We start from the raw sequence: 21042 nt of genomic DNA, 5'->3' as shown, positions 1-21042 counted from the left end.
TTCAACAATGGAAAAAGCATTAATCATTGGCATCAATAGTTTTTTAGGCGAAGCCATTTATAAGCAGTTGAAAGGCTCTTATGATGTTACGGGTATTTACAATAGAAATAAAGAGAATATCCCACAAGAAATCAAAGCGATACAGGTTGATGAAATTGATCGTTTAGAAGGAACAGACTTTAAACACATTTACCTGGTTAGCTCCTTTATTCCTACCGGGGATAAAAGCATCGAAGATGAAAATCTCATTCATGCGAACCTGCTCTTACCAGCAAAAGTAAGCAAGCTATTTCCACAATCCCGAATCGTTTTCTGTTCCAGTGTATCTGTTTATGAAAACTCAGCGAATACAAAGGATATTTCAACCAAACAAGCACCCACACCTTATTCGAAATATGCCCTTAGCAAATTATGGGGCGAGCGAAGCATTGAAAATCATTCTTCCTATGCCATTATACGCATTTCTTCCATGTATGGGGTAGGAATGAAAAAGATTACCTTTCTCCCTAAAATCATAGAAAATGCTTTATCTTTCGGTGAAATTAAGCTATTAGGAAAGGGTGAACGTCTGCAGAATTACATTCATGTAAACGATGTTGCAAGCATCGCGGTAAAGTCGGCCCAACAAGATGATAATTTTACCATCCATGCCGTTAGCGAACAATCGTATTCTAATAAGGAAATTGCTGAAAGAATTGCGAACATTACACCATGTAAGCTGATATTAACAGGGGAAGATACTTCCAAATCATTTAGCTATGATAGTTCTTCCACCAAAGAGAAGTTGGGTATCATCAATTATAAAACAATAGAAGAAGGAATAAAAGAGATTATTGAATGGATCAAAAAGTAGTTTTAGTAACCGGTATCGGAGGGAACGTAGGTCAGGGAATTATTCGAAATATAAGAACATTGCAGCAGCCCATAAAGGTTATAGGCTGCAACGTAACAGAATTCTCTGCAGGTAATCATCTCTGTGATAAATTTCACCTGGTACCATTTTCATACGAAGAAGAGTTTATTCCTGCAATCATCAAAATCGTTGAGAAGGAAAAAATTGATCTGATCATACCTTCAACAGACTATGAAGTATATTATCTAGCAAAACATGCTGATCGTATTCCATGCACCATAGCTACATCTGCTTCAGAAACAACTGAAATCTATTTAGATAAATACAAATCATTTCTCCACCATCAAAAACACGATATCCCCTTTGCTAAAGCATACCTGCCTTCTGATTATAACAATGAATTTGCTGAGTTTATAGCCAAACCAAGAGAGGGTAGAGGGTCGCGGGGCTTAGCTATTAATCCGCCCAGCTATCAGGATTTCTCTGATGACTATATGATTCAGGAACTTTTCAAAGGAATCGAAATAACCACTGCTTTTTACGTAAACAAGCAAAATAAACTACATGGTTTTATTAACCTTGAGCGTAAATTAGATAATGGAGCAACCAATGAATGCCGTGTCAACAGAAATTACGATGATCAACTTAAAGATATCTTAGAGAAGATCATTCAACATTCGAGCATTCGGGGCAGTGCAAACCTTCAGTCAATCGTTACTGCAGATGGAAAAATCATGCCCTTTGAAGTCAACTGCCGCATATCAGGCACCAATTCCATCCGATCTAATTTCGGTTTTGAAGATGTGAAATATACATTGGAAGAATATCTGTATAATACAGCACCTTCAGAGCCTAAAATTATCAACGGTGTCGCTATTCGTATAATGATGGATGTCATCTATCCCAATCAGGAGTCAAATTCAAACTTATCCGATAATTCCAGTAAACATTTTATCTACTAATCAATTATGGACAAATTAAAATACGAAGTTGTTCTCTTTGATGCAGCCAATACCTTAATCCATAAACCTGCTTTATGGGAAAACATGATCCGTGTTTTAAAAGCTCATGGTCAGGATATCGATCAAACTGAGTTGAGAAAAAAACATAAACTGATCTCTGAAATTATTCACTTTCCGGATCGTACAAACTCAGAATTCTATAAAAACTTTAATAAGGAGCTTCTTCTATCTTTAGGGATTATTCCAGACGACACACTTTTAGATGATATCTTTAATGCCTGTACCTATCTTCCTTGGCAAGCTTTTGAAGATACCGAATACTTAAAAGCGATCAATCTTCCAAAAGCAGTCCTATCCAACTTTAATACTTCTTTAAAGGATCATTTGGATACTTTGTTTGGAGAGAATACCTTCAGTGCCATTATCGGCTCAGAGAAGGAAAAAGTAGGTAAACCCAGTATTGAGTTCTATCAACGTGCTCTTGAAATATTAGCTATTGAGCCAGCAAAAATACTGTATGTTGGTGATTCACTGAAATTGGATGTTATACCAGCAAAATCATTGGGAATTGATGCCTGGTTAGTAGACAGAGATGATAATTTTACTTACTTTAATAAACGAATAGCTTCCTTAAGCGAACTATCAAACATTATATAAAGAGATTTGAAAAGATTAGCCATCATCGGATCAGGAGATTTAGGCCAGCAAATTGCCTATCATGCCCTAACAGATAATCAATATGAAGTTGTTGGTTTTTTTGATGATTTTAAAAACAAGGGCGAGCTGATAAACAACATCCCTGTTCTGGGTGGCAGTACAAATATCCTTGAGACCTATCAAAGTGGCTTATTCGATGAACTATTGATTGGCATTGGTTATAAACACCTCGCATTTAAAAAGAATCTCTATGACCAATTTAAAGGAAAGGTTCCTTTCGGAAAACTTGTCCATTCAAGCAGCATCATTGACCTTTCTAGCCAAATCAAAGAAGGTGTGATTATTTATCCCGGTTGCATTATCGATCAGCAGGTTGAGATTGGTGAAAATACCTTAATCAACGTGGGTTGCTGCGTTGCACACGATACGAAAATCGGAGCCCATTCATTCCTCTCACCACGGGTTGCCATTGCAGGTTTCGTACAGGTTGAAGAGTCCTGCATTCTTGGCATCAATTCGACCATTATAGACAATATCAAGATCGTTAAAAATACACAAATCGGAGGCGGAGCTGTCGTGATAAAAAATATTGAGCAAAGCGGTTTATACGTTGGCAATCCTGTAAGATTTATAAGATAATTTACTGATAATAATATGATACCATTTAACAAACCTTATTTAACCGGAAAAGAAGCACATTATCTATACGATGCAGTTTATACAGGTAAGCTGTCGGGAAATGGGAAGTATACGCAAAAGTGCCAGAACTTTCTGAAAGAGCAATACGGCTTTGGAAAGTGTTTGTTAACGACATCTTGTACAGATGCGTTGGAAATGGCAGCCATATTGATTGATATCCAACCCGGTGATGAAGTTATTATGCCATCCTACACATTTGTATCAACGGCAAATGCTTTTGTTCTGAGAGGGGCTAGAATTGTATTTGCAGACAGCAGAAAAGATCATCCGGGAATTGATGAAGACAGCCTCGAATCATTAATTACCGATAAAACCAAAGCGATTATTCCGGTACATTACGCAGGCGTGGCCTGTGATATGGATAAAATTATGGCTATTGCAGACAAGCATAAGCTATTCGTTATAGAAGATGCTGCCCAAGCTATTGACAGTTTTTATACCGGTAAAGACGGTATTAAAAGAGCCTTGGGTTCTATTGGCCACCTGGCAGCTTTCTCTTTCCATGAAACCAAAAATATTATTGCGGGTGAAGGGGGCATGCTGGCCATCAATGATCCTCAATTTGAAAAACGGGCAGAAATTATTTGGGAAAAAGGAACCAATCGTTCCGCATTCTTCAGGGGCGAAGTTGATAAATACGGATGGGTTGATATGGGTTCTTCCTTTCTTCCTTCCGAGTTGATATCAAGCTTTTTATGGGCCCAGATTGAAAATATCAAAGACATTCAAGATGTTAGGGTAAAGCATTGGAACCAATATTACGAAGGGCTAAAAGATTGGGCAATAAAAGAAGGAATACAGTTAGCCATGGTTCCTGATTTTGCGACCAATAATGCTCATATGTTCTACATAGTCTGCAAAAATGGGGAACAGCGTGCTGAAATATTAAGCAAATTAAAAAGCAATGATATTTATGCGGTTTTCCATTATTTAAGTCTGCACACCAGTCCCTTTTACACTGAAAAACACGATGGCCGCCAACTACCTGTATCAGATCATTATTCGGACTGCTTAGTCAGATTACCCATGTATTATGAATTGGAAGATTCACAAATAGAAAGAATTATCGGTATTTTAACCGCTTAATGTGCTTATAAAGGCTTTAAATTAAAATCAAAATATTTGATTAATTCATCTGAGTTTCCGCTTAAAAAGCTACTGTAATAGCTAAATACCGGAAAACGAGGTTGTGCTTCTTTTGAGAAGTTAATTTCTAGGGCAGCACTTGGTTCAACCATCTGATAATTCGAAAGATTATATTGATAAAAATAGGGTTGTAGGTGTTCAAATTTATTATTAGCAATGTTTTTTAGATAATCTTCTTTCCATATCAGCATCGTATTTTCTTTGGCAGAATGTAATTTTAGTATCCCCGCATATTCATAAAAGCTTTTAACGTTCCCCTTTTGTGTGAAACTTTCTGTATTATCTATTACAAAAATGCTTTGTGGAAACTCCTTCTCTGGGTTGTTATTAGCAAAATAAGTTTCTAATGCAATGGACTTCAAATAACCCTTAAAATAACTGAACTGAATAAACACATTTAAACTAACAAAGAAGGCTAAAGATAAAGCTAAAATAAGCTTCTTAATCCCATTTGATTTAATAAGAAATAACAGATTGCAAAATAATAGAGCGATCCCAAAACCAATTAGTAATTGATGGCGAGTGTCAAAGCCTGAGAAAAAAGGATATTTATTTACTAACACGTATGGAATAACACCTAAGAATAATATAACCAGCGCAACAAACAGCAAAGACTTAGAAACAGTGAAATTGAAATTAATCTTCCGTACCAAATAGAAAATAAGTCCTACTAAAATTAAAAAGAGAATAATAAACTCAATCGTTGCAAACATTTCAGTCAGTAAGGGAAACAGCGTAGTAAAAAATCCCGTCAAAAGTTTTATAAACCTTGATGGCATTGCTACCAAAGAATTCAATCCTATTTCATTGTAATTCAATGCCGCATATTGCTGTGAAGGAGCTAAGAAAACACCTCTAAATATCCAGAAAACAAAAGGCAGCAACAAGAAATCCCAAAAATTAAGTGTATTCTTTAATAGCATGGATAGCACTTGAGAAAAATTCTTTAATCCATTGTTAAGAATATATTTTACTTGATTTGAATATAAAAGCCAGATAAATGGAATTAAGTAAAATACAATCAGCGAATTGATTATAAAGGAAAAGAAGAAAAACAGCAGGCTTAAAAATCTTGTTAAAGGTTTATGTTCTAGCTGAAATTTGACAAGAAAATAAACAGCCAAAATAAAAACAGTTAAGCATAAAGTAAACGGCAAGCATATCATCGCTATTTTCGCATCTCCTAATGGGAGTACACTATAAATTAAAACAGCAAAATAACCAAATTTCTGTTCTTTACTTTCAGCGATAAACCATTTATCAATAATTTTAAATAAGAAAACAATGCTTATTAACTGTAAAAGAAAGGTTAACAGATGATAAAAGACAGGAGGATTTGGGAACTTTTGAAAAAGCACATGCATATAACCAAAAATCACCGCTCCATTTCCATTAAATTGTGTCATTATGCCTTTATCAGACATATTATAGAGCGTCCAGTCATCCCAGAATATACCCGGATTGATAAGCATCAGACAATTTGAGATAGCAAAAAGCAGGTACGCGGTCGTTTTTATTTTACCTTGCATAGGTTAGGTTTATAAGATAATATATTGGTTACTTATAGATTTTCTTTATAATATAATTTGGTCGGTTTTGTACTTGTTTAAAGATTTTGAACAGGTAGATTCCCATCAATCCTAAGAAAGTAGAAATAATCCCCAGAATCAATATATTAATAGAAACGAGCGAAGTCCAGCCCAATTGAATCTCATCCCCCCAAATGATCTTTTTGGCTATTAAATAAATAATAGAAAGTATACTTCCAAAAGTGATCAGCAAACCCGCATAGAATAAATATTCCAAGGGTTTCCCTGAAAAAGAAGTAACTGCCTGAATCATTAATTCCAAACGCTTCCTTGTACTATAGGTACTTTCGCCTTCACGTAATCCTTTAGCAACCGGTAAACCAATCTGATTGTAGCCTGCCCAGTACATCATTCCACCCATAAACAAATTCGCATCGCCCAACGAATTAAGGCTCTGAACATACTGTTGCGTCATTAGTCTTTCAGAAAGGATATTCTCCGGAATTTTCACTTCTGATATCTTATTGATCGACCAATAAAAGAAACGTCCTCCCAGGCTTTCGATAAACCGGCCCTTTCTTTTTTCCTGATAACCATATACCACATCCACATCTTCCCCGTTTTGCATGGTTTCAAAACAACGAATTATAAAATTCGGATGAGTTTCCAAGTCATTGTCAATCAAAAAAACATAATCGCCTTGCGCATATTGCAAACCGGCCTGCATGGCATAATGATGGCCAAAGTTACGAGACAGATCAATCACTACAATTTGCGGAAATTCTGTTCTCTTATCCAGCAGGAAAGCTACAGAATCATCTGGCGAACCATCGTTTACAAAAATCAATTCAAAATCGTCAATATTCAGCTTCCGGATAGCATCAACCATCTCAACTAAAAAGGTATCTAAAAACCTCCTCGATTTATACAGAGTCGTTACTACGGATAAAGTCATTCTTTAAAACTTAACAGTGATTAATGTTCCTAAAATAATAAAAATTAAACCGATTAATTTACCCCAGGTAAAGGTTTCTCCCAGAAAATAAATTCCAATAATAAATACCAAAGCAGGAGAAAGACTCATAAAAGGATATGCCTTTGTTATCTCAAATTTAGTCATCGCTGCCATCCAAAACAAAGAAGCAAGAAAGGCACTGATAAAGCCTGAAATGATATAAATATCCAGCAATGCTTTTCCAAGGAATTTGAGTTTATCCGTAGTTCCATCGGGTAAACTACCTAATTGGTTCAGTCGCCATTTAAGAACAATCTGTCCGTAAATGGTGAATAAGATTGTACAGAAAATGTATATGTATCCCATATATGGGCAAATATATATGAATTAATGAATAATATTTTGCTATAACAATTAATTAATTAATTGAAATTATATCTTTGCAACACAAATCATAGATTTATCAACTCAATTGTTACCATTTAATCAAAACAAAATTTATAATGGACAGTAGTTCACCTGAACAAAAGACCATATTAATTACGGGTGGAGCAGGGTTTATAGGCTCCAATCTTTGCGAATATTTCTTAAATAAAGGTTATGCGGTACGAGTACTGGATAATTTCTCTACCGGTCACCGACACAATATTCAGCCCTTTATAGACCTTCCGGCATTCACGCTGATTGAAGGAGATATCAGAAATCCGGAGGATTGCGTACATGCTTGTGAAAACGTAGACTATGTTCTACACCAAGCGGCACTCGGTTCCGTACCTCGTTCCATTAACGATCCGGTAACAACCAACGATGTAAACATCAATGGCTTCTTAAATATGCTGGTTGCAGCAAGAGATGCAAAGGTAAAGCGATTTGTTTATGCTGCGAGTTCTTCAACCTACGGCGATTCAGAATCTCTGCCTAAGGTGGAAGATGTTATTGGAAAACCACTATCTCCTTATGCAGTTACCAAGTATGTTAATGAACTCTATGCCGATGTCTTTTCAAAGACCTATGGCTTGGAATGCATAGGCTTACGCTATTTCAATGTATTTGGCAGAAAGCAAGATCCCAATGGAGCTTATGCTGCTGTTATACCAAAATTCGTTAAGCAATTCATGAATTATGAAAGTCCGGTTATCAATGGAACAGGCGAATACTCGCGTGATTTCACCTACATTGATAATGTGCTTCAGATGAATGAGCTTGCTTTAAGTACCTCAAATACCCATGCCCTTAATACAGTTTATAATACCGCTGTAGGCGATCGTACTACGCTTAATGAATTAGCTCAGTACCTCAAGGAATACCTGATTGAATTTGATCCTAAAATTGCCGAGATCAGCATTACACATGGAGAAAATAGGGCAGGAGATATTCCACACTCTTTGGCTAGTATTGAGAAAGCAAAAAACTTATTGGGCTATCAACCATCACACAGTATACAGGAAGGCTTAAAAGAAGCGCTTAACTGGTACTGGGAAAATTTAAAATAACATAAAAGAATATAGATAAAATGAACAATCTAGTAGATACTAAAATTGCTGTAATTGGTTTAGGATATGTTGGTCTGCCTTTGGCGCGTTTGTTTGCGACTAAATATCCGGTAATTGGCTTCGATATCAATCAGCCGCGCATCGACGCATTGAACACTGGTATCGATTCAACCTTAGAAGTATCTGAAGAGGTACTGAAAACAGTTTTAGTTGATAAGCCTTCCGATTCAAACGGACTCTATTGTTCTGCTACTTTATCTGATATTGAAAATTGTAATATTTATGTTATAACCGTACCAACTCCTGTCGATAAAAATAACCGTCCGGATCTTACTCCACTTTATAAAGCAAGCGAAACGGTTGCTAAAGTTTTAAAAAAGGGAGATATCGTTATTTACGAATCAACGGTTTATCCCGGTGTTACCGAAGATGAATGTGTTCCTGTTCTTGAGCGAGTATCGGGCTTGAATTTCAATGTTGATTTCTTTGCAGGCTATTCTCCGGAGCGTATTAATCCTGGAGATAAAGAGCGTACGGTAGAGAAAATACTAAAGGTGACTTCCGGTTCTACTCCAGAAGTCGGAGAACGAGTAAATGATCTTTATAAATCTGTTATTCCTGCGGGAACGCATTTAGCACCTAGCATTAAAGTTGCGGAAGCAGCCAAAGTAATTGAGAATTCTCAACGCGATATCAACATAGCCTTTGTCAATGAATTGGCAAAAATCTTCAATCGTTTAGATATTGATACCCATGCCGTCTTAGAGGCCGCAGGTACCAAATGGAACTTCTTGCCTTTCAAACCGGGCTTGGTAGGTGGACATTGTATTGGTGTAGATCCATATTATTTAGCTCAAAAAGCTCAAGAGCATGGTTATCATCCTGAAATTATCTTAGCCGGCCGTCGTTTAAACGATGGAATGGGCGAGTACGTTGCCCAGGAAGTAATCAAATTGATGGTTAAGAAGGATATTCCTGTTAAAAACTCAAACATACTTGTATTAGGAATTACTTTCAAAGAAAATTGCCCCGATGTCCGCAATACCAAAGTCGTGGATGTATTAAATGCCCTTAAAGATTATGATGTCAATATCACCATCTACGATCCTTGGGCAAACCCTGCTGAAGTTAAGCATGAATACGGATGGGATAGCACCCAGGAACTAGGTAATGCAAAAGATTGCGATGCCATTGTTTTAGCTGTTGCTCATAATGAATTCAAATCGCTTGACTTAACCTCCCTATGCAAAAAGAACAAAGTTATTTATGATGTGAAAGGCATTTTAGGTGAATTAGCTGACGGGAGACTCTAAGCTACCATCTACTACCCTTGCTTTACATGATCCCGTTATTAGCGAATGGTTCCTCCGTTGAGTCTTTGCTTTTTTGGCTCTTTTAACGAAGATACCACGGAAGAAGCTTTTATAAACAAGATTACCATGTAAAAGCAAGGCTATCCGGCATTCTATCAAATGCCTGTTTTCCCGCGTTCTGTTAGTCAAATGACCGTTCTATTAATCAATATTCCCAAAACGAAGCATTTTTCTAATAATCGGCCAATCTTTGATTTTTGTTTAACACATTAAATTTTAAAATGATGGCAATTATTAAGAATGGTAAGATCCACGGAAGAATTGGAAATTATGTTTATCGGGTATTGAATGGTCAAGAAATCATTCAATCTTATCCTAAATCAGTGAAGCAAAGAGGAGGAACCTTATTAGAAAGCAAGAATTTTGGGAAAATATCTAAACAAAGTTCAAGGATCTATCGATTGGTGAAGGATTTTGCTTTGAATGGAATAAATGTGCAACTATATACTGATATGATCAGGTTCTTTAAGAGAAATTTTAGCTCGGAGCATGAAATCATTAACGATTCTCGTTATGATAATTGGAATGAAGTTCCCGGTTTTGACCGTTTGGTTATAAACTCCAACATACAACCGGGCAGTATTCTTACAAACTATCCTGATGTGACTATCAATGATGATACATGCCAGGTTCAGTTTCCCGGATTTGATGTTTCAAAAAAGCCAAGAAGGATTATTAAAACGGCTTCTCACATTGCTTATGGTTTCACGCTGATTCATTATGATTTCAAATCAGGCATGGCACAGAAGATCTCCGATTTTGAGTCAGAACGTTTCAGTATCTCCAAGGGATTTGAAGCACAGAGTTTCGACATACCATTGAATATTAATGAAATTCCTATTGAAAAAGGAATACTACTCTTTGCTTTCGGGTTACGATTCTTTGCCTCATCACAGAGCTTTGGCTATTTAAATAGCAAGGAATTTAATCCAAGTGCAATATCCGGAATTTGGTATAAGAGATAATTACTTATATGGCACATGAAGTGGGTTTAGTAATTCCTCTGAACCCACTTATTCTTATGGGCAATCCGTATGGCATCTTCTTTCGTAACAACCTCCAGTTTTCGGTAGATGTTTTTAATGTGGGTTTTAACGGTTTCTTTACTGATAAAGAGGTCTTCTGCAATTTTAGAATAGCTTTTGCCTTCAGAGATAGATTGCAATACCTGCGATTCTCTTTCAGAAAGGGGAGAACCTGCATGCTTCTGAAAAGATTCCACCACCATTTTTGAAATCTGCAGACTCATGGGTGCGCCACCGGCGAGCGCTTCGTCAACAGCTTCTTTAATTACATTCAGGTTGGGGCATTTTACGATATAACCACTTGCTCCGGCACAAAGTGATTTGAATACCTGGTCGCTGTCTTCAGAAACTGTAATGATCAAAATAATGCAATCCGGTAATTTTTTGTGGATCAATTTCGTACCCTCAATGCCGCTTATGCCCGGTAGCTGTATATCCAATAGGATAACATCGGGAGCGTCTTGTTCTAGGTTGGTGATAGCAGATTCGCAGTCGCTGTAGGTGTTGATCACCTGAAATCTTTTTTCAGATTCAAGGATCATTCTTAAGCTTTCACGGATCAATTTGTTATCATCAATTATAACAATTTTTTTCTGCATTTTTGTTGAGGTTTTCTTCGGTTTTATTTCTTCGGCAAAATAAAATAAACAAAGGAATTATTGACAATTATTTATCAGAATTGTAATAAAAAAGTTGTTTTGCAGTTAATATAATATCAACTTAACAAATATATAATAAAGATACTAAATATCACCCATATTGGGTGATGTAAATGCTGATATTTTGAATTAGCTTTGAGGCAAATAAAGAAATAATCCATGAATTTAACCCCTAAACAGACCTTCGAACTCCTAACTAATTAACCCTAAGTTGAAAAAGATAATTTTTATCATTGTATTTAATTAATAATTATGAAACCATTGTTATACTTAACAAGCGTATTGTGTGTATTGTTGGGAAGCTTTTCTCAAGCAAAAAGTCAAACTGTAGATAACCCTGTTTATGTTCGCTCTATCGGAATTCAAGCCGGTACACAAGGAGTAGGGGTGACTTTTTCAGTTCCTTTTCAAAATCACCTGGCCCTTCGCGCGGGCGCAGCCTTTTTACCTTTCGATACTGATGTACTGAAAACATATAATAACTATAAAACTACCAACGACATTACTGCCCGTTTATCAAACGTGCATTTATTGGTTGACTGGACTCCATTTGACGATCATGATAACTTTGGTAAACATTTCGCATTGAGTACAGGTATGGGCTTTTTCTATAAAGCAAGAGGTACTTTTGTTACCAAGCTTACTGAACCTTATCAATATGGAGAGATTGTAGTTGCTCCTGAGGATATTGGTGTACTTACAACAAGCATCGACTGGGATTTCTCATTGGCTCCTTATTTAGGTTTGGGATTGCAGAATTTCAATTTAGGACCGAAAATAGGTTTAGATTTTAATTTAGGTGCATACTACCTTAATAAACCAGATGTTCGCATTGTTGGAACCAACTTGTTGGATGGAAACGAAGCAAACGCAAAGATCGTAGAAGAAAATGTGAAAAAATACCGTTTCTTACCAGTTGCTCAATTAAGTCTAAGCTATAAAATCAAATAAAAATGAAAAGAATTTACTTTATATTAGTTGGGGCGCTGATTTCAACTATGTTGTTTTCACAGTGTGCTGACCCCTTAAAAGGTTTTGAATTAAACGTTAGCACGGATGTTATTCATTATACTACCTTAATTCAAGTTAAAGATGCCAACGGCAATACACCAAGTGGTGTTACTGTAACCATCGGTGGCCGCGATGCTGAATCAATTTATAATCTTGCCGGTGAAAAAACATTTGCCGTAACTCAAGGAATCGTAGCCTTAGGTGTTCATCCTAAAGCTGAACCGACTGCCAATAACAATGTTCAATTTTCCGTAGTACTTTCAGGCCCGGGTTATGTTACGCAGAATGTACCAGTTACCATTAACTACAAACAGTTTGAAAGTGTTAGAACTGTTACCCTCTTAAAACCTGCTAATCCACCTGTTCCGGGTGTGGTTGAAAGCGTAACGACTACTCCTTTGGTTAATAATGCAACTGCTACTCCAATTGTACTTACAGTCGGTAGCGGAAACGTAGGTCAACAGTCTGTTAATATTGAGGTTGCCAGCGGTACTCAATTCTTAGATGCTGCAGGTCAAGTTATTACAGGTTCATCTTTAACCAGTTCAGTAACCTTATTTGATCCATCTGAAGAAACTGCTCTTGCTGTATTCCCTGGTGGAAGCTTAACAACCAATAACGTTATACCTGAAGGTGGTGGTGCTGCACAGGCTGGTTCATTTGTACCTGCAGGGTTGGTAAACATTGAGTTTATGATGGGTAATACTCAGGTAAAAAGATTTAGCAAGCCAATTACTATTGATATTCAATTGGATCCTAACTTCATTAACCCAAGTACTGATGCTACCCTTAAAGATGGCGAACAATTAGCTATTTACAGCTATGATACCGGTACTGCACAATGGACTTTTGAAAAGAACATAACCGTTAAGAAGGTTAATGGAAATCTTACTGCACGTTTTGATACGGATCACTTAACCTGGTATATGGTTGGTGTATTCTTCCAGTCATGTAATACTCCACTTGTTGTTAATGTAGATTCTCCATGGATGCAAGATGGTATTACTTATTCGTTAACTGTTGAGGCTATTATCGGCGGAAAGGTTGTTTCTTCTACTCAGGCTTCTGTAACAAAAGGAGATGCTACCATTACACTTCCACAATTACCGGTTTCTTCTGGCTTGATCAGCATTCGTGTTAAAGATGGTAATGGTGTTGATTTAACCGCTAATGAAGGCTTCTACGGTATTAAGCTTGTCGCAATAGGTTGTACAGCACTTCCATTTAACTTCCAGCTTAATGAACCAACTAGCAAACCAAAGGTAACCTTGCAACTATATGTTCGTTGTCCTGGTGATGATATGGTTCTAAATGTTCTTCCAACATTCTACCTATATTATAAAGCTACGGATGCCAAAGAGTTCAAACTATTAGGTGTTGTTAAAAATGGCTTTATCTCTAGTTCTATGTTAACTGCCGGAGCAGAATATGACTTCAAAGCAGTTTGGGGAGACAATGTGAAAGTTGTAAACAACAAAGTAGTTACTGCTGATAATTCAGGAACAGTAGGTACAAAACCAGGTGATATAATTGGCGAAAAAGCCGGTGCTACGAACCTTGAAATGCTAACTGAAGCTTGTCAAACTAGATAATATAATTAATTAAAAGTTTACCCTGATATCATTATCAGGGTAAACTTATTCCAATAAACCATGCAATCCAGTTATACTTATATTTCCAAATATTTAATCGCCTTAACTGATGTCATTCTGCTAAGTGTTGTATTTCTTATTTCGGCAGAATTAAGTGCGAGTCTTTTTAATATCAATATCAGGGATTTCTATAAATATTACCTCTTAATTGTAAACTCAACCTGGCTTGTTATTGCCCTTGCTTTTGGCCTCTACACAGCAGTAGGCTTAGATAGTCTAGAGAATTTTTATCGCAGTACCTTTCGTTGTGCAGTTTTCCACTTTCTTTTCTTTGGTATTACCTTGGTATTTATTGATAATAGCATCCTTTCCTTAAAAGTATTTATATTCTTCTATCCTTTACTGGGGCTTGGTCTCTTATTGAGCCGATTTATAGGCACTTATTTACAAACTACGGTTTTAAAAAAGTTCAAAATTCGCAAGTCGGTTGCTATCATGGGTAATAATTTAGGTGGTCAGAAATTGGCTAAGTATTTTAATGCTCATGGCCAGAACTATTCCTTTCAGGGATTTCTATCCGATTCAGATTCCTTGTTGGTAAATGATCAGGGTGAATTAATGCCTTCAGCCTTCGGTCAATTGCAAAAAGCGGCTGCTAACAATATCAATGAAGTCTATGTTTCCTTAAAACCAGAGCGTATGTCTTTAGCTACTTCTTTATTGGAAGAAGCAGATAGACAATGTATCCGAATCAAATTAGTCCCTGATTTAAGCAACAATACTACTATTCCTTTTGAAATGAGTTTTATGGGCGAAATGCCCGTATTAAGCATCCGTCAAGAACCGACCTATGAAATTGAGAATCGTTTCAAGAAAAGGATTTTTGATTTATTTTTTAGTTCACTGGTTATTGTATTTGTTCTAAGCTGGCTTTACCCCATCATTGCGATCTTGATTAAGTTAGAAAGCCCGGGACCAGTCTTGTTTAAACAACAAAGAAGTGGTAAAGATAACATCCCCTTTTGGTGCTATAAGTTCCGCAGCATGCGGGTTAATTCGAACAGCGATAGCCAGCAAGCCTTTAAAGGAGATGCCAGAATAACAAAATTGGGAAGCTTTATGCGTAGAACCAGTATTGATGAACTTCCTCAATTCTTCAATGTATTTCAAGGACACATGAGCGTAGTGGGACCTAGGCCTCATATGTTAAAGCATACCGAGCAATATCGGCAGATCATTGAAAAGTATATGGTAAGGCAATTTATGAAACCCGGAATAACCGGGTGGGCACAGATTAATGGTTACCGAGGTGAAACTAAAGATCCTTCCCTAATGGAAAAACGAGTTGCTCATGATATTTGGTATATGGAAAACTGGACTGCGATGTTGGATGTAAAGATTGTATTTTTAACCGTAATTAATATGCTTAGCGGTGAAGAAAACGCAGTCTGAATAAAAGCTTGACTCATTAAATTTAATATATTTGCGACCATATTCAGGCAATTATTTACCATATAAAAATCCATGTATAAATACAAAAACAATTCAAAGATATTTTTTCTTTCTACTATTCTTGTCCTTTTTCTCACCTCCTGTGTAGTAACTAAGAAGAGCGTATATTTTAATGATTTACCTTTAGATAGTGCCGAGGTAGTTAAGTTAGCTCAGTTTAATGAACCAACCATTCAATCAGACGATATTCTTAGCATTACAATACAAACGGTTGATATAGATGCTACTGCAGCAGTTAACCAGGTGTCAACCGTTCCGGCAGTTGGAGCTAGTTCAGCATCAACAGTTGGTAACCAAGTTATCCGCGGTTTTTTGGTAGATAAAGATGGAAATGTAGCTATACCTATGTTAGGTAATATTAAGTTAGCCGGTTTGACAACCTACCAAGCTCGTCAACTAATTACTGAGAATGCTTCCAAGTTCTTTAAAGAACCAACAGTACAGGTACGTTTTGCTAATTTTAAAATCACTGTGATTGGTGAAGTAGAAAGACCAGCAACGTATACCGTTCCTAATGAAAAGATAACCTTATTAGATGCCATTGGTTTGGCAGGAGATCTAACTATTTACGGCAAAAGGGAAAATGTAATGCTTATTAGAGATAACGGAGATGGAGAAAAGGAGTTTATACGTTTCAACTTGAATTCTTATGATACCTTTAAATCGCCTTATTTCTATTTACAGCAAAACGATGTAATTTATGTAGAACCTGGTAAGGGTAAGGTTGCAGCAAATAATGCAGCTAGAACACAAACTATTTCCATTATTAGTGCAATTGCTTCACTAGCAATCGTTGCACTATCCAGACTATAACAGCAAAACTAAAAATAAAAACAGTATTAATAATATGAACGAGTGGGAAGAGTTTGATTTTAAAGAAGAGTCACATGACGATAATAAAGTCGTTATTGATTTTTTAAATAAATTATTAAGAAACTGGTATTGGTTAGTGCTTGGTGCTTTTCTTGGTTTAGCAATAGCGTTTACATATTTACGTTACAGTACACCAATTTATCAAGTCAATGCAAAGATATTAGTCAGCGATGAGAAAAAAGGAGCTGCTGGTGTAGAAAATGCTGTTTTAGGTGATTTTGCAGGTATGATAGGTGTCAAAAGTACGGTCGATAATGAAGTAGAAATATTAAAGACACGTAATTTAATGGAGCAGGTAGTAAAAGAACTTCATGCTAATATAACCTACTATAGAAAGGGAAATATTCGCGATATAGAACTTTACGATTCGCCATTTAATGTCTCATTGTTGAGCTTGGATAGTTTATTTATCTCCACTACATTTCAATTAAAATCGATTGATAATAATAAGATTGAAATTTCAAATGGTGATTTTGAAGAAATCATTTCCTATAATCAGACAATACGAGTGCCAGAATTCGGATCTATAAAAATTGAGCGTAATACTAATATACCTTATGTAGACGAAACCTATTTGTTTGAAATATCAAGTCTTGATAGCCGAGTTGCCGATTTTATGAATCGGCTTACAGTTCAAGTGACCAATAAATTAGTTACGGTAATTGATTTAGGTTTTGAATACCCGATAAAAAAAAGAGGGGAGGATATTTTAAATACATTGATTGATAAATATGTTCAAAGTAATCTTCGTGATAAAAATACAATAGCAGACAGCACCATTGCTTTTATTGAAAACCGATTAGTATTGGTTGGACAAGAATTAGGAAGTGTAGAAGGAGATATTCAAAGCTTTAAACAACAAAGCCAATTAGCGGATATGTCTGCGCAATCAGAGATTCTTTTACAAAATTCAAGCCAATACATTAAAGATTTAGCTAATATTGAAACGCAATTAACGATAGTTAATAGTATGGAAAGTTATTTATCAGATAAGGATAACCCTCGGATTATACCTAGCGCAATGTTGTCAAACGATGCAATTTTTAGTGGTCTTGCTGAACGTTATAACACCTTGCTTTTAGAACGTGATCGTAATCTGCTTAGCTCAACAACAAATAATCCAACCATTATTAACTTGAATACACAGCTTACCAATTTAAGACAGGACATCAGAGGTAATCTTAACAGTACAAAGGCTAATCTAACGATAACTAGAAATGATCTATTAAAGAAGGTAACCCAATTAGAAGGAGCAATTCGTACTGTACCAGCTATAGAAAGGACATATTTAGATTTAGAAAGACAACAACAAATTAAACAAGAGCTATATGTTTTTCTTTTACAAAAAAGAGAAGAAACAGCTATTAGTAAGACTTCTAATATTTCTAACAGTAGAATAATTGATACGCCGAAAGCAAAGGATATTCCTATTAGTCCTAAAAAAGCTCTTACTTTAGCTATTGGCCTATCAATTGGTTTAGCAATACCTTTTTTTATTCTTTATTTGAAGGACTTATTAAATACAAAAATTGAAAGTAAAGAAGACATTAAGCGAAGAACCCAAGTTCCAATTATTGCAGAAATAGGTCATAACGATAAATATGAATCTGAATTGCTTACAAAAGAATCTCGTTCAGCTATTGCCGAGAGTTTTCGTTCTTTGCGTACAAATTTGGCGTTTTATCTGAATTCTAAAGATCAGAAGGTTGTATTATTGACTTCAAGCATGAGTGGTGAAGGAAAATCTTTCATTGCAATTAACCTAGCTCTTGTACTTGCTTTTTCTGGTAAGAAAGTAGTCGCTATGGAAATGGATTTACGCAAACCGAATTTATCAGTTAAACTGAAATCTAAAAGCAAAATTGGTTTTAGCAATTATATTATTTCAGATGAATTAAAGTCTAATGATATCATCCAACCGTCCGGTATTAACGATAATCTGTTCTTAATTAGTTCAGGTCCTATTCCTCCAAATCCTTCTGAATTAATCTTAAGTGAACGTACAGACCAGTTAATTGAAACCTTAAAAAATGAATTCGATTATATTATTATTGATGCGCCACCGATTGGGTTAGTTACCGACGCTCAACTATTGAGCAAGTATGCTAATCTTTCTTTATATGTTGTCCGACAAGGGTATACGATAAAGAATCTATTAAGCATCATTAATGATCTCAATAGAGAAAGAAAATTGGGTGAAATGGCAATTCTGGTGAATGATATTGATCATAATAAGGGATACGGATATGGGTACGGATACGGATATGGATATTATGGTGAAGAAAAAGCCAAGAAGCCAATATGGAAGCGATAAGTAGGTAAATATTTATCCCATAAAAATTAAAATGCATATTATAATATTATAAAAATCAAATAAATGAATTCTTTAATAGATAAATCTATATTAATTACTGGTGGAACAGGATCACTTGGAAAAGCATTGACTAAACATATCCTGACCGAATTCCCTAATATCAAAAGACTTGTTATATTTTCACGAGATGAGCAAAAGCAATTCCAGATGGCTCAAGATTATCCGCAAAATCGCTTTCCACAAATACGCTATTTTATAGGAGATGTAAGAGATAAGGAACGTTTAATTCGTGCTATGAAAGGTATAGATTGCGTAATACACGCTGCTGCAATGAAACATGTTCCTATTGCAGAATACAATCCCGATGAGTGTGTTAAAACCAATATTCATGGTGCTCAAAATGTAATCGATGCCTGTTTGGAAACAGGGGTTCAACGTGTAGTAGCACTTTCAACAGACAAGGCTTGTGCACCAATAAATCTTTATGGTGCGACAAAATTGGCTTCAGATAAATTATTTGTAGCAGCAAACAATATAACTGGTTGGAATCCAATTCGCTTCTCAGTTGTACGTTATGGGAATGTAATGGGATCAAATGGCTCTGTTATTCCTTTCTTTATTAAGAAAAAAAAGGAAGGAAAGTTACCAATTACAGATGTAAATATGACTCGTTTTAATATTTCATTACAAGGTGGGGTAGATATGGTTATGCATGCACTTTTGAATGCATGGGGAGGTGAAATCTTTATACCAAAAATCCCTTCCTATAGAATTATGGATGTTGCTAAGGCTATTGGACCTAACTGTGAACATTTAGTTATTGGTATTCGACCAGGAGAAAAGGTACATGAAGAGATGATTACCCCTTCTGATTCTTTTTATACTTATGATTTAGGAAAATATTACACGATTCTCCCAGCTACACACAAATGGTCAATTGAAGATTTCGTTAAAGCATTTAATGCTAAAAAAGTATCTGAAGGTTTTGCATATAGTTCCGGTGATAATACTGAATGGGAAACAGTGGAAGGCTTAAGAAATTTAATTCGTAAACACGTGGATTCTAAGTTTGAAGTAGATAATAACTATTAGTAGTATATAAACTTATTAAAAATGTCCTATAAAGGAAAAAACATAACCTTAAGTGATAGTAAACCTAACAAATTAATCCCTTATGGTAAGCAACATATAACTCAAGAAGATATAAATGCTGTAGTTAATGCGCTTCAATCAGATTATCTAACACAAGGACCGAAGATTGTTGAATTTGAACATGCCTTTGCCAAATATGTAGGTGCAAAATACGCAGTTGCGGTCTCTAATGGTACAGCAGCATTACATCTTTCAACTCTCGCTTTAGGTGTTCAAAAAGGTCAAAAGGTTATTACTACACCCATTACTTTTGCGGCATCAGCAAATTGTGTTCAATATTGTGGTGGCGAAGTTGTTTTTGGCGATATTGACCCTAATACCTATTTATTAGATATCAATTCCGTTAAGTCTTTGCTAGAGGCTGCTCCAAAAGGTACTTATAAAGGTATCATTCCTGTCGATTTTGCGGGGAGATCAGTCAACTTAGAATTATTCAAAAATTTAGCAGATGAGTATGGACTATGGATCATTGAAGATTCATGTCATGCACCTGGAGGATATTTTATCAATAGTAGGGGTGAAACCCAACTTTGTGGGAGTGGAGAATCTGCTGACTTGGCTATTTTTTCGTTTCATCCAGTAAAGCATATTGCTTCTGGAGAAGGCGGTATGATTACTACCAATGATGAAGATTTGTATAATAAATTATTACAACTTCGTACTCACGGTATTACAAAGAATAAAAACAATTACCAGAATAGTATAGAATTCGCCATTGGTATTGATGACCATTCAAAGCGACTAACTCAAATTGATGATACTCCATCACCTTATCCAGATTGGTACATGGAAATGCAAACTTTAGGATTTAATTATCGAATTACTGATTTTCAGGCTGCATTAGGTCTAAGCCAATTAACTCGTGCAGATAAGGGACTGGCTAGAAGAAAGGAAATCGCTGTTAATTATTTTGACGCATTTAAAAATGATGAATTTATAAAAGGTCAATCCGGTTTTATAGAAGGGCATGCTTATCATCTATATGTCATTGAAGTAAAAGATAGATTAGGTTTATATAATTTTCTAAGAACTAATAATATTTTTGCACAAATTCATTATATTCCTTGTCATTTAATGCCCTATTATCGTCAATTTGGGTGGAAGGAAGGTGATCGACCTCATGCTGAATCTTATTATAAGCATTGTATTAGTTTGCCGATGTATCCAACGTTGGAAGATGCAGAACAATCTTATGTGATTGAAAAAATAAAAGCTTATTATCTTTAAAGCAATATTT

At 35.8% G+C, this 21042-nt stretch carries 19 protein-coding genes; 15 read left to right on the top strand and 4 right to left on the bottom strand.

All coding sequences use genetic code 11. The features are described from left to right. Positions 1–7 precede the first annotated feature (7 nt). From VL047_RS06885 to rffA, 5 genes are read left to right on the top strand one after another with little or no spacing between them, the layout of a single operon-like run. A complete protein-coding gene (locus VL047_RS06885) occupies positions 8–853 on the top strand; it encodes an NAD-dependent epimerase/dehydratase family protein (protein WP_325359361.1) in 846 nt (281 codons plus the stop codon). Beyond that, on the top strand, positions 838–1815 hold the full coding sequence (locus VL047_RS06880; protein WP_325359360.1) for an ATP-grasp domain-containing protein: 978 nt from the start codon (positions 838–840) through the stop codon (positions 1813–1815). The genes VL047_RS06885 and VL047_RS06880 overlap by 16 nt, the downstream gene beginning before the upstream one ends. A 6-nt stretch (positions 1816–1821) precedes the next feature. After that, complete coding sequence (locus VL047_RS06875; RefSeq protein ID WP_325359359.1) at positions 1822–2472, top strand: HAD family hydrolase; 651 nt, start codon at positions 1822–1824, stop codon at positions 2470–2472. Positions 2473–2478: 6 nt separating this feature from the next. Further along, complete coding sequence (locus VL047_RS06870) at positions 2479–3111, top strand: acetyltransferase (protein ID WP_325359358.1); 633 nt, start codon at positions 2479–2481, stop codon at positions 3109–3111. A gap of 15 nt (positions 3112–3126) precedes the next feature. Next, a complete protein-coding gene (rffA, locus tag VL047_RS06865) occupies positions 3127–4257 on the top strand; it encodes a dTDP-4-amino-4,6-dideoxygalactose transaminase (protein ID WP_325359357.1) in 1131 nt (376 codons plus the stop codon). 5 nt (positions 4258–4262) lie between these two features. Here rffA and VL047_RS06860 read toward each other — a convergent pair whose 3' ends face one another. From VL047_RS06860 to VL047_RS06850, 3 genes are read right to left on the bottom strand one after another with little or no spacing between them, the layout of a single operon-like run. Further along, a complete protein-coding gene (locus tag VL047_RS06860; RefSeq protein ID WP_325359356.1) occupies positions 4263–5846 on the bottom strand; it encodes a hypothetical protein in 1584 nt (527 codons plus the stop codon). Positions 5847–5874: 28 nt separating this feature from the next. Further along, a complete protein-coding gene (locus VL047_RS06855) occupies positions 5875–6801 on the bottom strand; it encodes a glycosyltransferase family 2 protein (RefSeq protein ID WP_325359355.1) in 927 nt (308 codons plus the stop codon). 3 nt (positions 6802–6804) lie between these two features. Then, positions 6805–7167 carry an EamA family transporter gene (locus tag VL047_RS06850; protein WP_325359354.1) on the bottom strand — a complete coding sequence of 121 codons (363 nt, stop codon included), beginning with the start codon at positions 7165–7167 and terminating at the stop codon, positions 6805–6807. Between the two features lie 137 nt (positions 7168–7304). Between VL047_RS06850 and VL047_RS06845 the strand changes: the two genes are divergently transcribed. The 3 genes from VL047_RS06845 to VL047_RS06835 all read left to right on the top strand — a co-directional run bounded on the left by VL047_RS06845 (position 7305) and on the right by VL047_RS06835 (position 10632). Then, entirely contained in the window at positions 7305–8294 is a 990-nt protein-coding gene (locus VL047_RS06845; protein WP_325359353.1) for an SDR family oxidoreductase, read from the top strand. Between the two features lie 20 nt (positions 8295–8314). Then, positions 8315–9607 carry a nucleotide sugar dehydrogenase gene (locus tag VL047_RS06840; RefSeq protein WP_325359352.1) on the top strand — a complete coding sequence of 431 codons (1293 nt, stop codon included), beginning with the start codon at positions 8315–8317 and terminating at the stop codon, positions 9605–9607. Positions 9608–9888: 281 nt separating this feature from the next. Next, on the top strand, positions 9889–10632 hold the full coding sequence (locus VL047_RS06835; RefSeq protein ID WP_325359351.1) for a hypothetical protein: 744 nt from the start codon (positions 9889–9891) through the stop codon (positions 10630–10632). A gap of 26 nt (positions 10633–10658) precedes the next feature. Here VL047_RS06835 and VL047_RS06830 read toward each other — a convergent pair whose 3' ends face one another. Further along, a complete protein-coding gene (locus VL047_RS06830; protein WP_325359350.1) occupies positions 10659–11291 on the bottom strand; it encodes a response regulator transcription factor in 633 nt (210 codons plus the stop codon). A gap of 312 nt (positions 11292–11603) precedes the next feature. On the opposite strand from VL047_RS06830, the gene VL047_RS06825 reads away from it, so the two are divergent. From VL047_RS06825 to pseC, 7 genes are all read left to right on the top strand, one after another. Further along, on the top strand, positions 11604–12302 hold the full coding sequence (locus tag VL047_RS06825; RefSeq protein WP_325359349.1) for a hypothetical protein: 699 nt from the start codon (positions 11604–11606) through the stop codon (positions 12300–12302). Positions 12303–12304: 2 nt separating this feature from the next. Further along, complete coding sequence (locus tag VL047_RS06820; RefSeq protein WP_325359348.1) at positions 12305–13954, top strand: hypothetical protein; 1650 nt, start codon at positions 12305–12307, stop codon at positions 13952–13954. Between the two features lie 60 nt (positions 13955–14014). Then, positions 14015–15406 (top strand): undecaprenyl-phosphate glucose phosphotransferase, encoded by a 1392-nt coding sequence (locus VL047_RS06815; protein WP_325359347.1) that lies wholly within the window; start codon positions 14015–14017, stop codon positions 15404–15406. A 72-nt stretch (positions 15407–15478) separates the two neighbouring features. Further along, positions 15479–16279, top strand: coding sequence for a polysaccharide biosynthesis/export family protein (locus VL047_RS06810; RefSeq protein ID WP_325359346.1), 801 nt, complete (start codon positions 15479–15481; stop codon positions 16277–16279). A 34-nt stretch (positions 16280–16313) separates the two neighbouring features. Beyond that, positions 16314–18653 (top strand): GumC family protein, encoded by a 2340-nt coding sequence (locus VL047_RS06805; protein ID WP_325359345.1) that lies wholly within the window; start codon positions 16314–16316, stop codon positions 18651–18653. A gap of 63 nt (positions 18654–18716) precedes the next feature. Further along, the gene (pseB, locus tag VL047_RS06800; protein ID WP_325359344.1) at positions 18717–19745 is read left to right on the top strand and encodes a UDP-N-acetylglucosamine 4,6-dehydratase (inverting); all 1029 of its coding nucleotides are present in this window, start codon (positions 18717–18719) and stop codon (positions 19743–19745) included. Positions 19746–19766: 21 nt separating this feature from the next. Then, positions 19767–21032 carry a UDP-4-amino-4,6-dideoxy-N-acetyl-beta-L-altrosamine transaminase gene (gene pseC, locus VL047_RS06795; RefSeq protein WP_325359343.1) on the top strand — a complete coding sequence of 422 codons (1266 nt, stop codon included), beginning with the start codon at positions 19767–19769 and terminating at the stop codon, positions 21030–21032. The last annotated feature ends 10 nt before the right edge of the window (positions 21033–21042 follow it).

The organism is Albibacterium sp., from assembly GCF_035514885.1.
Lineage (GTDB): Bacteria > Bacteroidota > Bacteroidia > Sphingobacteriales > Sphingobacteriaceae > Albibacterium.
This window is presented reverse-complemented; position numbering and strand designations above follow the sequence as displayed.